The sequence below is a fragment of the Burkholderia lata genome, from assembly GCF_902499025.1.
GTDB lineage: Bacteria > Pseudomonadota > Gammaproteobacteria > Burkholderiales > Burkholderiaceae > Burkholderia > Burkholderia lata_C.
In genome coordinates this window covers 173,747-186,566 of the sequence record NZ_CABVPW010000009.1, presented here as the reverse complement: position 1 = coordinate 186,566, position 12,820 = coordinate 173,747, and the positions used below count along the sequence as shown (strand labels likewise).

Genomic DNA, 12,820 nt, shown 5'->3' with positions numbered 1-12,820 from the left:
AATCGTTCGGCCGAGCCGGCCGTTTGTGTGCCATATTGGCGGAGCTGGAGCACCCGATCAAACGATTAAACCTGAACCATCGTGTGAGTAAATATCACACGAACGACGTAATGGCCCGACGACTCCCTCCGTTGAATTCGCTGCGTGCGTTCGAAGCCGCGGCGCGCCTCGGCAGCTTCACGCTGGCTGCCGACGAACTGTGTGTGACGCACGGCGCGATCAGCCGGCACGTGCAGCAACTGGAGGCGTGGCTCGGACAGTCGCTGTTCGAACGGCACAACCGGCGAGTCGAACTGACCGACTCGGGCCGCGCGTATCTCGCCGAGGTCGGTGCGTCGTTCGACCGGATCGCACTGGCCACGGCACAGCATTTCGGCCAAGCGCAGCAGCGCGTACTGCGCGTCAGCGCACCCGCGACGTTTTCGCTGCGCTGGCTGGTGCCGAAGCTGTCGTCGTTCCAGGTCGCGCATCCGGCCATCGAGGTGCGGCTGTCGACGTCGAACGAGCCGATCGAAAAGCTGCGCGACAAGGTCGACCTGATCGTTCGCGGCGGCCCGCAGGCCATCGACGGCTACGTTGCCGAGGAATTCCTGTCCGAAGTCCGGTTGCCTGTGTGTGCGCCGAAGCTGCTGGACGGTCGGCCGTTGAATACGCCCGCCGATCTCGCCGGCTTCACGCTGCTGCACGCGGCCACCTATCCCGGCATGTGGCCCGAGTGGCTCGCGGCCGCCGGACAGCCGAATCTCGTGCCGCGCCACTCGCTCACGCTCGAGCATTTCTACCTGACGCTGCAAGGCGCGCTCGACGGGCTCGGCGTCGCGATGGGGCCGATCGCGCTCGTCGCGGACGACATCGCCGAAGGTCGGCTCGTGCAGCCGTTCAGCGAACCGGCACTGCCGCCGTGGCGCTACTTCACGTACGTGGCCTCCGCACGCGCGAACGACGAGACCGTGCGAGCGTTCAAGGATTGGCTGAAGGTGGCGGGAAACGCGGCTGCGCCGAGCACGCGGAACTGACCGCATCCGTGTGCGGGTCGTGCGCGCCAAGACATGAAGGAATACGAATCAAATAACGTACGCGTATGGATTGCGTATCGCCTTCATCAATACCGGGGGTGCTGTTTTCGATGTGCGCCGCGGAGCCGCGACGCACTCGGCAAGCCGCGGATCGAACCGCGGCTTGCCGCCGGACGACGCTTACTGACCAGCGCCGGCGGCTTTCTTCTCCGCGTTCTGCAGGTTTTGCGGATAGTTCGGATCATTGGCCGCCGGCTTGTAACCGGCGTCTTCGAGTTTCTTCAGCTCGGCGTTGTTCTTCGCACGCGCGGCCTTGTGCTCTGCCTTGCGTTGGGCCCTGGCCGCCTTGCGTGCCTGGCTCTTCGCTGCCTTGGCGTCCTGTGCGGCGGGCGCGCTGGCGTCGGTCTGCGCAAACGCGGGAACTGCCGAGCCGAACAGGAACGCGGCTGCGGTAGCAGCCAGCGTGAGTTTTCTGATCTGGATTCGCATCGCTGAACTCTCTTTTCTGGTTTATCACGGATTGAAAGACCATCGAGATACCGCCCCTGCCCCGATCGGTTGTCATGCCGCGTTCGGGACCTGTGCATCATAACCGCGTCGAGAAAAATGTGGCGTCAACGTGGCAACGGAGTTGGGGATACACGTATGGGAGAAAACGTGGGGCCACTCGACTGTCGCCGGCAGCACAGGAACGGTGTGTCGCGTATCAGTCGACATGCGGATCGCGTCGTTGCTGCGGCAGGAGACGTTCGGTGTATCCGCACTTTGGTGCGAGGATGGGTCGTGTACCCATGATGCGATGCGAAATTCCAATGGCTGTTTCATCGATGGTGTTGCCGCCCGCTCACGCTCGATGTCGCCTTCATCCGGCCAATCGCGATCACAGCAGCGACACTCGATCCGAGCATCAAGTTGCCGGTTGCCGCAGCTCAAGTAACGGTTTCTCCCATAAACGACCACGATTTGGTGTTACAGCGATCAGTGCAAGCACGATTGCATCGCTACAGCGCGCGGCGCTCGGTCCGGCAACCAGTCGCTGCACTGTGATGCCGGCGGCTACCTGAGTTGGTCAAAATTGTCGTGGTGTGGTCCGTATGACGAAAGGCTTGGATGCGTTGCTTGCGGTGAAGAGATCCGCGTGGATCACTTCACGACTACGCTGGCGGGTGCGGACCGATGTCGCCACGCTCGTCGGTTTGATGTCGCGACAACCTCTGTGATCCGCCCGATTCTGCTCAGGAATGCATTGGGCAACGTGCGAGAACCACAGGTTTTTCATTCTGCTGTTTTGGCCGCCTGGCATCCAGGTGGGTGCCTCAGCCCGCACAGCATGTCGATACCTGTGGTCTTGTCGGGCAGGTGAGCTTTTACGGGATCCCGATGCGTCGGGAGGTGAGAATGTTCGGGACCATCCCTCGAATTCGATTGCGGTGAGCTTCGTGGTCGCCTGCGTCTTCACGTTGAGTCGCGACACAGGCTGGACCGTCCCAGGAGCCGGCAACGCATACAGATGATGCCGGCCCCCCGCTGGTCTCCTGGAAGCCGTTCCTGGACCTCTCCTCGTGACCCGGAGGCACAGCATTGATATTGGGTTGGTAGAACCAAAGGTAGAAAACTGGAAGACCCCAGGGCGGGGAACCCGGTCGCGTCGATTTCCCCGGTGCACAGCTCACAGGCTAAATTTGACGAGAAGCGTGGTTGGGCAATCGAAAAAACTTGTCCGCGGACAGGGATGCGTGAGTGCAAAAAATCCCTTCGCCCGCCGTCTCGGATGATTTCAAACTGCTGTGAACGAAACCGAAGAGATCCGTGTTTCCGGATCGCGGATCAGCTTTGGCGGTCGACAACACCTGTTCGCGGGATCGAAGAGCCGGTTTTGGATCCCATAGATGGGAACCTGTACCTGGAATCGGAGGCTTTTTCGCCGTTTTCCCCCATAGGTTTCTACGTTTGAGCGAATGTAAGTAGGTACTCACCTCTTTTGAGAGCCTTATCAGGCCTGGAGGCTGTGCGAAACAAGGACTCAGGCGCTGCTTCCCGGGCCCGAAGCGACGCAGTGCGACGCTTGGCGCACCATAGATGGCTCCCATTGGTAGCGGTTTATGGGGCTCGTCTTTCTGTGGAAGCGCACGTGTGTTTACATCTTTTGTTAACCACGTTTACTTCTTTAACTACTTTTAGACGGCTCACAGCCTTGTCCCACAAGGGTTTGACAGGTGTTCGGTACCCATTTATGGGAGCACAGGTGTAAGGATCTGGGGTTTCAGGTCTGTGGATTTGGGGTTTGGGGTACCGCGTTGTGGGGAATCGGGGTTGTGGATATGGGGCAAGCGTACCCGGTTATGGGAAATCGGCCTGGAAACGCGTTGGGTAGTCGTCTATGGGGATGCCTGCAGGTAGCCTTTTATGGGGTGCTTTTGTCGATCCGTGGATGCAGGTGCTCACAGTGATTTTTCTCTGGTAGCCGGTTATGGGGTGCTTCGAAGGTAGCCGGTTATGGGCAGCATTTGGGGCCGCGGGACGGGTTTTATCCAAGATCCCCAGTGGGGGCTTCCCATGGACAGGATCGATGCCACGGACAGGTGACCATTTATGGGGAAAACAATGGGTTGCCGTTTATGGGAGCGATTTCTGCCGTCGAGGTCAAAATCGGTGCGGCCAGCACAGCCGAGCCCGGTCGATAGGTACCCACCTGTGGGAATCCATGAAGGTAGCAAGTTATGGGAAGGAAACGCGGCTGTGCTGCAGGGCACCATGAATTCGCCCAACTATCTCGATTCAGCGCATTGGTTTCCCATGGATGGTTACCTTGCCGAGGGCAAATCTCGTGCCGGGTTTCAGTGTCCGGATGCAATAGGTAGCGGCTTGTGGGAGGCATTTTGGTCGAAAGGTAGATGGATATGGGGCTCCGCACAGATTGTCTGATCGTAAATTTCCTTTTCATATCCGATGGTTAGCCGCGATAGTGCAAGTAACGCAGGAACAGGGACGTTGCCCGTCGACGTGAAAAGGTATAAAGTCAGCCCTCACCAAGGTCACCTTATCCGGACATTACGATGCCGCGCAAGCCCGCAAGCAAAGGCTCAGACAAACAGGTTTCGCTGTTTCAGACACCCGAGCCTCCCGACTTGCTGCGCAAGGCGGTCCAGGCGATTCATATCGCGCCCAAGTCCGGAAAGATCGGCCTGCAGCAGCGCAAGATGTTCAGCTCGCTGATCAAGAACGCGCTTCGGCAAGAGGCGTTCGAGCCTGGCCGGACGAGTTTCTCGATCTCGATCGCGTCGCTTTCGCACGAGAGCGGGTTGAACAGCAACAACACGAAGTACGTGAAGGACACGGTCAACTCGCTGATCAGCACCGTCGTCAACTGGGACTACCTGGCCGCGGACCGTTCGACGGTCTGGAAAGCGTCGGGCCTCCTCGCCGGCGCGGAGCTCGAGCAATCGGTGCTGAAGTACAGCTTCTCCGACCAGATTCGCAGCGAGTTGCTCAACCCGGAGATCTACGCACTGATCGATATGCGGATCGCCCGCGAGTTCCGACGGTCGCACTCGCTCGCATTGTGGGAAAACACGGTGCGCTACGAAGGGATCGGTATCACCGCGAAGATCCCGCTGCCGAAATTTCGCGACCTCATTCTCGGCCAGGACAAGGCGTCGCAGTCGTACAAGGAATACAAGCTGTTCAAGAGCAAGGTCCTGGTGCCGTGCATTCAGGAGGTGAACGAAGTATCGGATCACACGCTCGAGTTGATCGAACACAAGTCAGGCCGGAGCGTGGAGGCCGTCCAGTTCAAGGTGACGCGCAAGCAGAGCACCGATACGGTGGAGGACGGCGACGTCAAGAACGAAGCGCTGGTCGAGGAGGTCGCCAAGTTCGGCATTCCGCGTTCGGAAGCGCGCCGGCTGATTACGCAATACGGCGTGCAGCGCATCAAGGCGGCGATTGCCTATACGCTCAATCGGACTACGAAGAAGAATGCGGCCCCGGTCGACAACGTGGCTGCGTATTTCCGCAAGGCGCTGACGCACGGCTACACGCTGGCCGAGGGGCAGGGAACGGAGGCGGCCGCACCGGCGAAGGAATCCGCACAGAGCAAGCAGGAACAGATTCGCGACAAATATCTGGCGGCGAAGGTCGAGGAAGCCGGCGCGTATTTCCGCGAACTGGAGATCGACGACCAGACCAAGCTGATCGAGCGTTACAACGAGACGGTGGCGGGCTCGAAGGACCTGACGCTGTCGCCGAAGAAGAAGGCGAGCAAGCTCGCGCAGACCAGCTTCTTCCGATGGCTCGCACTGGACACGTGGGGCGAACCGACCTCGGACGACTTGCTGGAATTCCTGCTGAAAAGCAGTCTCGCAGGCAACTGAACGAGGCCTCGCAATCGGGTGTGCGTCGCGCGCCGGACGTCGTGTCCGGCTTCGCGGTGCACACGCGGATGCGAGGCCTTCTGCTTTTGGCGCGTTACTTTTGAGCGGCCGTTGCCAGTTCGGCGACGTACGCGTCGATGACGGTCTTGAGCTTGTCGGCAAGCCCCTCCTGGTGCGATGCGTCGACGCCCTTGAGTTGCAGATCCAGACGTCCGTCCGGATAGGTCTTCAACTGGCCGATCGCGCGCGATTCGAGCGCGAAGTCGTGACGAACGCTGTAACGCGTACGCCCCGCTTTCTTGCTGCCGTCGCTCTGTGCACGCAGGAAATTCTCCAGGTCACGAACCGATTTTTTCCGGTCGATCACGGCCGTCAGCAGCCGGTCGGCCGTCGGCTCGCCCAGGCGTTCGAAGATCAGCTTCAGGAAGTACGCCGCCTGCAGGCCGACCACGTCGTTCGCGCTCGCCATCCGTTCCAGGAGTGTGTTCGGGAGCGCGTTGAGCGACAGCGTCTTGCTGATCGATGCCTTGTCCTTGCCGATCTTTTCCGCCAGCGTGTTCTGGTCGGAAAAGACCTTCTCGTCGAGAAGACGCTTCCACGCAACCGCATCGTCGAAGATCGTCTGGCGTTCGTGGTCGTGGTTCGCCCGATACGCGATCGTATAGAGCTGCTCGGGCGTATGGTCGGTGCGGAACGTGGCGTTGATGGTTTCATCGCCGTTGATGCTCGTCGCGCGGAGCCGGCGTTGCCCGTCGATCACCACGAGCTTGCCCGGAAACTCCGGGAGCCGCGTAACCTTGATCGGCTCGATCTGCCCTTCCCGTTTCAGCGTCAGGGCGAGTTCGTGCAGGCTCGACTCCGAGTAGAACACGCGGGGGTTGAACGGGTTGGGAATGCAATCCTTGACCAGTACCTTCTGCGGCGCGCCAAGCTCCGGCGAGCCGGCTGGCATGGCCGCAGCCGGCGCGCTGGCGGGCGCCGCTTCGCTGACGACATTCGGTGCGGCCGCCGGTTCGGGCAGCCGCGTTTCGAGCGCTGCATTTTCCTGCGCGAGCCCGCGCAGCAGGCCGGCTGCGAGATGCAGGTTGCCGGTCGGCTTCTTGTCTTTCGATGTGTCCTTAGCCATGGGCGGCTCCGGTAGCGCGCGTCGACGCGATGTATTGGGCCATTTCCGTGACCAGCTTTTCGATTTCCGCACGGGCCTCTTTCAGGCCCTTCAGGTATCGATTGTGATGATGGATCGTGGTGCCGAGCGCAAACGTCTGACGGTAGACCTCGCGTTGCGCGATCTGACTGTCGAGCAGATGCTCCCCTATTTCTTCAGCTCTTAGAATTTTTAAAATTTCTTCTCGCATTTTAGTTTTTCCATTAACGCTATTCAGCATTAATGCGGAAGAAAGACTCGGGTTACGGACGGACCGCATCGACTCGATCATGCGGATCATCGCAACGGTGCTGTAGAGATCGGCCGGCGACGGCGACAGCGGCACGAGGCAGAAATCGGCGACCTCGAGTACGGAGGCAATTCGCGGGTCTTCGAGGTTGCCAGGACAGTCGACGACGATCACGTCGAAGTTCGCGTCCTGTTTCTTGATCTCGCCGCCGATGCCGCGCCCGGCGGGGGCCAGCGAGAGAACCGTCATCGGCAGAGTGTTCTCGCCGCTCGTTACCCAACGAACGGATGTGCCTTGAGGGTCGGCATCGATCAACGCGACCTTGTTGCCGCCAGCTTCGAACGCAGCCGCGATATTGACGGAGATGGTCGTCTTTCCAGTTCCACCTTTTTGATTACTGACGGCGATCTTGAAAGCCATTAAATTTCTCCACGGAGTTTTGCGTAATATATGCAGTTATTATCAAAAAGTCCAGAAAAGCCTTCGACACGATGTATGTCTTGGTGATCGATACGGTTGTCACGTGACAAGTGGGCCGAATGGCCAGTCAGTCAGCGACGACCACGGATCGATTAAAAATAGAATCGCCGATCCCGATCGAAAAATGCGTGGAAGGACTGCGAGAGAAATTCAATCGAATTCATCGTCGACAGCAGAGTTTGCGCATAGTGACTGGACACTTGATCTCATGTTGTTCCTGACGGAACGTGTTGCTATTTCAGATAGTTAATTCCATGAGTGTCGCCGGGAAGCTCGGTTGTCACGTGACAAGTCGCAGGGATTTGCGCCTTTTCGGCGCTTCGACATCAGGAAATCTTTGATTCGATCGCGCTTACGGTTAAGACGAGAGCATCTCAATGCGCCGCATTCGGCCCTTGGCTTGGCACGACCGCTTCTAGTGCGGTCAGTTGTCACGTGACAATCGATTCGGTGCAGGAGGCGATGTCAGTATTGAGTCGCCCGTCAGGATGAGTTTTGATCGAACTCCATCGAACACGCTCAAGTAGATCGTGAAAATCCGATTCGCCACCGTTGGCTCGCTGCGAAATGCAGTTCTCCGGACCGGTTGGTTGGTGAGTTGTCACGTGACAACTGCCGTGATGTATAGGGGAACCTGAGTCTCGAAACGGCAGGGTGCACCGGGCGTCGTTCGGTAAGCCTCTATCCCGAAGAGTCGGAGTCAGCAATTGGATAGGCAATCCGCAGCGTCCATCGCTGAACATTCACATTCATGTCGTAGCGGAAAGCTGTCGGGCGGCTCGCGGTACTGCATCCTCGAAGTATCTCAAGCGTTCTTGATATGGCCCCATTAATGTGGGTGTCCCAATCCAACTTCGTCGCATATGTTGGCCGGCAGGGGAGGGTATGGCTTTGTCACGGGCTCCCTGCGTTGCGGCCTGGGCAGGACGGCGTTTCTACGCGACGACCACGCACTTGAGGCTCCGATTTGCGACAAACGCCAGTGTTGAAGACCATGTGACAACTCAAACGGGCCGGATCGTGAAACATTTTTGCGAAATGGCACGTTCTCGGAAATCCTTGTCCAGCAATGGCTTGCGCCACATTCTTCATGTTGTTTCACGCAAAATCAGCAAGATCGCCCCTGTAAATAGGGGCGTATGAGCATTTTATGTTCCGCGTTCCGAAATCCGTCGGATCAAGTCTCCAAACGTCGCTTTAGACACGTGATTTGTAGTATTCGATACATTTTTCGTTCGGTCCGACGGCAAAAGCAGCTCAAACTGAGGCGGATCAGATACCTCACGACGCGCCGTCGATCGTCTCATCGGACGTGCTGCACCGATGAGCCGCGGGAGTTGTCACGTGACAACGCACGTTCTGGCCGCGCAATTCGTTGAGTTGCAGAGTGACGTGCGACGCCCAACACTCGGGAATCTGTTACCGAGCGCCCGGAAGACAGTAAGGTGACTTGGCCGTTGAAGGGGAGCGAAGTCCTCAGTAGCTCAAGAGGACGGTTTGGGATGGCTTGCTTGTCGCTGAACTTTGCTCGCGAGCTTAGGGGAGCGTCGAACTTCGAGAGAGGTGCACCCGTCACTCGATACTCAACGAGCGATCCCCGGACGGCCTCCGAGCAAGCGGCCCTGAGTTGGGAGGAGGCGCACATCCCGCCGCGCTCGTCTGACTTCCCCCAGATCGATGCGTCACGCGTGAACCCGGCCCAAGTATTCTGCGGATACCGTCAAAATCGGTATCCCGCATCTCCGGCACTGTCCACGCAGTCAGTACGTCGCTGCCACGGACAGAACCACATCCGCCCCGCTGCGCAGGCTCTCGATATCTCTTCGCGGGGAATTGCCGAACAACCGGCTGTATTCCCGGTTGAATTGGGTCGGGCTCGCATAGCCGACCCTGAATGAAGCCGACGCGGCGTCGAGCCGCTCGGACAGCATCAGCCGACGTGCCTCGTTGAGCCGTATCCATTTCTGGTACTGCAATGGACTCATGCCGGTGAGCTGGCGGAAGTGGTGGTGGAAGGTCGAACTGCTCATCTGGACCTGCGCCGCCAGATCGTCGACCCGCAGCGACTCGTCGTAATGGGTCCGCAACCACTGGATCGCTCGCGACACGCGGTTGCCCTGGCTGCCGGCGGATGCGATCTGACGCAAACGGGCGCCCTGGTCGCTCGTCAGCAGCCGGTAGTAAATTTCCCGCTCGATGTACGGTGCGAGAACGGCAATGGCGTTCGGGTCATCCAGCAACGCCAGCAACCGGTTCACTGCGTCGTAGAGCGGTTCGGTCATATCGCCGATGACGAGGCCGCGGCCCGCGGGGGCTTCTTCCTGATCCGGTGCGACTTGCGCCATCAGTTCGGCCATCACGCGAAAATCGAGCTTCAGCCCGATCCCGAGAAACGGCCTTTCACGGCTGGCCTCGATGACCTGCGTCGAACCTGGCAAGTCGAGCGACGTGATCAGAAAGCGGTTGGCGTCGCAGAGATACACATCGCCGCTCTGAATGAGTCGCTTCGTGCCTTGAACGACGAGACCGAAACTCGGCTCGACCATGCAGTCCATCGGCTGCGTTGTCGCCTCCCTTCGATGGAGGCTCAGGTTTGGAATGGCCGTGGTGAGGTGGTCGGTGCTTTCCGTCCATCTCGCGACGCGCTCTGCGAGCGTCTGCCGCAGGTCGTTCTCCCGGCTCTGGCTGGGTGATCGGGAGGCTGCGGAGTTGAAGGCAGCGATGGTGGCGTCATCGTCGAATTGGCCGGGGGCGTATCGGGCGGGTGCCGGATGCATGACTTCTCTACTCAAGTAATCGGGTCTACAGGCAGGCACGCCGACGTGCGATTACGCCGGAAACGCGCAACCCGGAGCCGCGGCATTGCCGCGCTCCGGGAAAAAATGGGCAACGACCGGTGGTGGGCTTACTTCGTCGCCTGCGACGCGCAAAGCGACCAGCGGCGCGATTTCGTGGCAACGGACGTCGCGCGCTCATCCACCGTGCGCCACCAACGCTCGCCGCGATGCGGCTCGTCAAGAGCGAGGCGCTCGCCCATCCTGGGTGTCGACAGTTCGACGCCCCGCACGATCGCCAGCGCCGTGACGCGCTCGAACGGCTCCTGCCAGCGATGCATCGCGAGATCGAACGTGCCGTTGTGGATCGGGACCAGCCGGCGGCCGCGCAAATCGATGTGCGCCTGCACGGTCTCTTCCGGCTGCATGTGCACGTACGGCCATTGCGGATCGTATGCGCCGGTTTCGATTAGCGTGACGTCGAACGGCCCGAGGCGCTCGCCGATCGTCCGGAAACCGTCGAAGTAGCCCGTGTCGCCGCTGAAGAACACGCGCAAGTCGTCGTCGACGATGACCCACGACGCCCACAGCGTGCTATTGCCATCGAACAGGCTACGCCCGGAAAAGTGCTGGGCAGGTGTCGCGGTCAGCGTCAGGCCGGCCACGTCGGCACTTTGCCACCAGTCGAGCTGACGGACTTTTTTCGCGTCGATGCCCCATTCGATCAGTCGGTCGCCCACGCCCAGCGTTGTCACGAACACATCGGTCGTTGCCGCAAGCGCGAGCACCGTGTCGCGGTCGAGGTGATCGTAGTGGTCGTGCGACAGGATCACGCCGCGCAGCGGCGGAAGATCTTCAAGCGCAATCGGCGGCGCATGGAAGCGCTTGGGGCCGACGCGCCGGAACGGCGACGCACGCTCGGCAAACACGGGATCGGTCAGCCAGAATTCGCCGCGCAGCTTGAGCAGCAGCGTCGAATGACCAAGCCGGTACAGGCTGCGATCAGGGGCCGCGTCGAGTTCCGCGCGCGTCAGCGAATCGACGGGCAGTACACCTGCGGGCACGGTATTGCGCGGCTTGTTGAACAACATGTTCCAGGCGATCCCGAGCGTCTTGCCGAACCCCTCGACCGGACGCGGCGCGACATTGCTGAAGCGCTCGCCATTGTGCTGCGGCGAGCCGCCAGACAGCGCGCGGCCGCGTCGGGCAGCCGCAAAACCCAGAATGCGGTGAATCAAAACGAGAGGCGATGCCATGTCGGTTCGTCCGGAAGATAAAGTACACTAAACAGTGTAGTTTATTCCTGGGAAAAGTAAACTGCCCGGTGTAAAATTTCTGAATGGATACCAGCACTCCCCCTCAGCGCCTGACCGATCGAAAGCGCGCGGCCATCGTCGACGCGGCCATCGAGGAATTTCTCGCGTCGGGTTACGACGCGACCAGCATGGACCGTATCGCCGCGCGTGCGGACGTGTCGAAGCGCACGGTCTACAACCACTTCCCGGGCAAGGAAACGTTGTTCGCAGCGATCCTGCAAAAATTGTGGGATGCGACCCGAACCGGCAGCTCGCCGACCTATCGGGCCGACGTGCCGCTGCGCGAGCAATTGCTCGCGTTGCTGGATCGCAAAATGCGCCTGCTCAGCGACGAGGCCTTTCTCTCGCTCGCACGCGTCGCGATCGGCGCGGCCATCCATTCGCCGGAACGTGCGCGTGACATGGTCGAGCGTCTCGGTGAGCGCGAGGAAGACATGACGGTCTGGGTGCGGACAGCCGCGGCAGCCGGACGCCTGTCCGTCACCGATCCGGTGTTTGCCGCGCATCAGCTGCACGGTGTCGTGAAGGCATTTGCGTTCTGGCCGCAGATAACGATGGGCCAGCCGCCGCTCGCGGAACCGGAGCAACAGAAAGTCGCGGAATCCGCTGCCGACATGTTTCTCGCGTACTACGCGCGGCCGGAAGATACCGACGCGTCGCGCGCCGCAACGGACTGATCGTGCCTCCGGCCGGACCTGGCGCAACGCGCACGATCGATGCGTGCCTCGCAGCGACGCGCCGGCAAACCGGCAGATCCGAGGAAGCGAACGAGGAGCAGCCTCTTATGAACTCTGGCCATCCAGCGGAAACCGGCGATGCCGCCGGCATCCCTGAAACCGAACGCGAGTGACGACGAATGAAGACGCTGTTGATCGTCTATCACACGATGACCGGAGGCACGCAACAGATGGCCGAAGCGGCTGCCGGCGCGGCGCGCGAGCAACCCGGCGTCGATGTCAGGCTGCAGCGCGCGGATGCGACGAGCGCGGACGACGTGCTGGCCGCCGACGCCTACCTGTTCGCGACGCCCGAGAATCTCGCCGCGATGTCCGGGCTGATGAAGGATTTCTTCGACCGCTGCTACTACGCGGCGCTCGATCGCGTGAACGGCCGCCCGTATGCGGTGATGATTTGCGCGGGAAGCGATGGGCAGAACGCATTGCGCCAGATCGACCGGATCGCGACCGGATGGCGGTTGAAGAACGTGGCGCCGGGCCTGATCGTCTGTACGCACGCGCAGACGCCGGAACGCATCCTCGCGGCGAAGACGATCGACGGCGACGATCTCGCGCGCTGCGCCGAACTGGGCGCCGGTCTTGCGGCGGGACTTGCGCTGGGCGTTTTCTGATCGTCGGTGCGGTGGCACCCACAGCCGATCGGAGCGAAGTCGGGGCGACCTACGGTTGGGCACACAACGCAGGCATTCTGGTGTGGCGCCGATCCTGCCGGCACGGGGCTGGCCGAATG

The 12,820-nt window shown here is 60.5% G+C and carries 9 protein-coding genes; 4 read left to right on the top strand and 5 right to left on the bottom strand.

Annotation, left to right across the window (positions count from 1 at the left end):
• Nucleotides 1-110: 110 nt before the first annotated feature.
• Nucleotides 111-1,016 (top strand): transcriptional regulator GcvA, encoded by a 906-nt coding sequence (gene gcvA / locus BDI24065_RS11680; RefSeq protein WP_175031376.1) that lies wholly within the window; start codon nt 111-113, stop codon nt 1,014-1,016.
• 180 nt (nt 1,017-1,196) lie between these two features.
• Here gcvA and BDI24065_RS11675 read toward each other — a convergent pair whose 3' ends face one another.
• Nucleotides 1,197-1,505 carry a DUF4148 domain-containing protein gene (locus BDI24065_RS11675; RefSeq protein ID WP_175031375.1) on the bottom strand — a complete coding sequence of 103 codons (309 nt, stop codon included), beginning with the start codon at nt 1,503-1,505 and terminating at the stop codon, nt 1,197-1,199.
• A 2,567-nt stretch (nt 1,506-4,072) separates the two neighbouring features.
• On the opposite strand from BDI24065_RS11675, the gene BDI24065_RS11670 reads away from it, so the two are divergent.
• Nucleotides 4,073-5,389 carry a replication initiation protein gene (locus BDI24065_RS11670; RefSeq protein WP_175031374.1) on the top strand — a complete coding sequence of 439 codons (1,317 nt, stop codon included), beginning with the start codon at nt 4,073-4,075 and terminating at the stop codon, nt 5,387-5,389.
• Nucleotides 5,390-5,483: 94 nt separating this feature from the next.
• Here the strand turns inward: BDI24065_RS11670 and BDI24065_RS11665 are convergent, their stop codons facing one another.
• The 4 genes from BDI24065_RS11665 to BDI24065_RS11650 all read right to left on the bottom strand — a co-directional run bounded on the left by BDI24065_RS11665 (nt 5,484) and on the right by BDI24065_RS11650 (nt 11,293).
• The gene (locus BDI24065_RS11665; protein ID WP_175031373.1) at nt 5,484-6,515 is read right to left on the bottom strand and encodes a ParB/RepB/Spo0J family partition protein; all 1,032 of its coding nucleotides are present in this window, start codon (nt 6,513-6,515) and stop codon (nt 5,484-5,486) included.
• On the bottom strand, nt 6,508-7,203 hold the full coding sequence (locus tag BDI24065_RS11660; RefSeq protein ID WP_085042974.1) for a ParA family protein: 696 nt from the start codon (nt 7,201-7,203) through the stop codon (nt 6,508-6,510). The genes BDI24065_RS11665 and BDI24065_RS11660 overlap by 8 nt, the downstream gene beginning before the upstream one ends.
• Before the next feature lie 1,820 nt (nt 7,204-9,023).
• Complete coding sequence (locus tag BDI24065_RS11655; RefSeq protein ID WP_175031372.1) at nt 9,024-10,040, bottom strand: AraC family transcriptional regulator; 1,017 nt, start codon at nt 10,038-10,040, stop codon at nt 9,024-9,026.
• A gap of 128 nt (nt 10,041-10,168) precedes the next feature.
• Nucleotides 10,169-11,293 carry an MBL fold metallo-hydrolase gene (locus BDI24065_RS11650; protein WP_175031371.1) on the bottom strand — a complete coding sequence of 375 codons (1,125 nt, stop codon included), beginning with the start codon at nt 11,291-11,293 and terminating at the stop codon, nt 10,169-10,171.
• Between the two features lie 83 nt (nt 11,294-11,376).
• Here BDI24065_RS11650 and BDI24065_RS11645 point away from each other — a divergent pair, with 83 nt between their 5' ends.
• Both BDI24065_RS11645 and BDI24065_RS11640 read left to right on the top strand, forming a co-directional pair.
• Nucleotides 11,377-12,030: a TetR/AcrR family transcriptional regulator gene (locus tag BDI24065_RS11645; protein ID WP_175031370.1), complete on the top strand. Its 654-nt coding sequence runs from the start codon at nt 11,377-11,379 to the stop codon at nt 12,028-12,030.
• A gap of 179 nt (nt 12,031-12,209) precedes the next feature.
• Nucleotides 12,210-12,701, top strand: a complete 492-nt coding sequence (locus tag BDI24065_RS11640; protein WP_122950226.1) for a flavodoxin family protein — start codon at nt 12,210-12,212, stop codon at nt 12,699-12,701.
• Nucleotides 12,702-12,820: the final 119 nt, after the last annotated feature.

Excerpts from the sequence above, each read along its gene's own strand:
- BDI24065_RS11660 (WP_085042974.1), bottom strand. The coding sequence starts at position 7,203 with ATGGCTTTCAAGATCGCCGTCAGTAATCAAAAAGGTGGAACTGGAAAG.
- BDI24065_RS11645 (WP_175031370.1), top strand. The coding sequence starts at position 11,377 with ATGGATACCAGCACTCCCCCTCAGCGCCTGACCGATCGAAAGCGCGCG.
- BDI24065_RS11670 (WP_175031374.1), top strand. The coding sequence starts at position 4,073 with ATGCCGCGCAAGCCCGCAAGCAAAGGCTCAGACAAACAGGTTTCGCTG.
- BDI24065_RS11655 (WP_175031372.1), bottom strand. The coding sequence starts at position 10,040 with ATGCATCCGGCACCCGCCCGATACGCCCCCGGCCAATTCGACGATGAC.
- BDI24065_RS11675 (WP_175031375.1), bottom strand. The coding sequence starts at position 1,505 with ATGCGAATCCAGATCAGAAAACTCACGCTGGCTGCTACCGCAGCCGCG.
- gcvA (WP_175031376.1), top strand. The coding sequence starts at position 111 with ATGGCCCGACGACTCCCTCCGTTGAATTCGCTGCGTGCGTTCGAAGCC.
- BDI24065_RS11640 (WP_122950226.1), top strand. The coding sequence starts at position 12,210 with ATGAAGACGCTGTTGATCGTCTATCACACGATGACCGGAGGCACGCAA.
- BDI24065_RS11665 (WP_175031373.1), bottom strand. The coding sequence starts at position 6,515 with ATGGCTAAGGACACATCGAAAGACAAGAAGCCGACCGGCAACCTGCAT.
- BDI24065_RS11650 (WP_175031371.1), bottom strand. The coding sequence starts at position 11,293 with ATGGCATCGCCTCTCGTTTTGATTCACCGCATTCTGGGTTTTGCGGCT.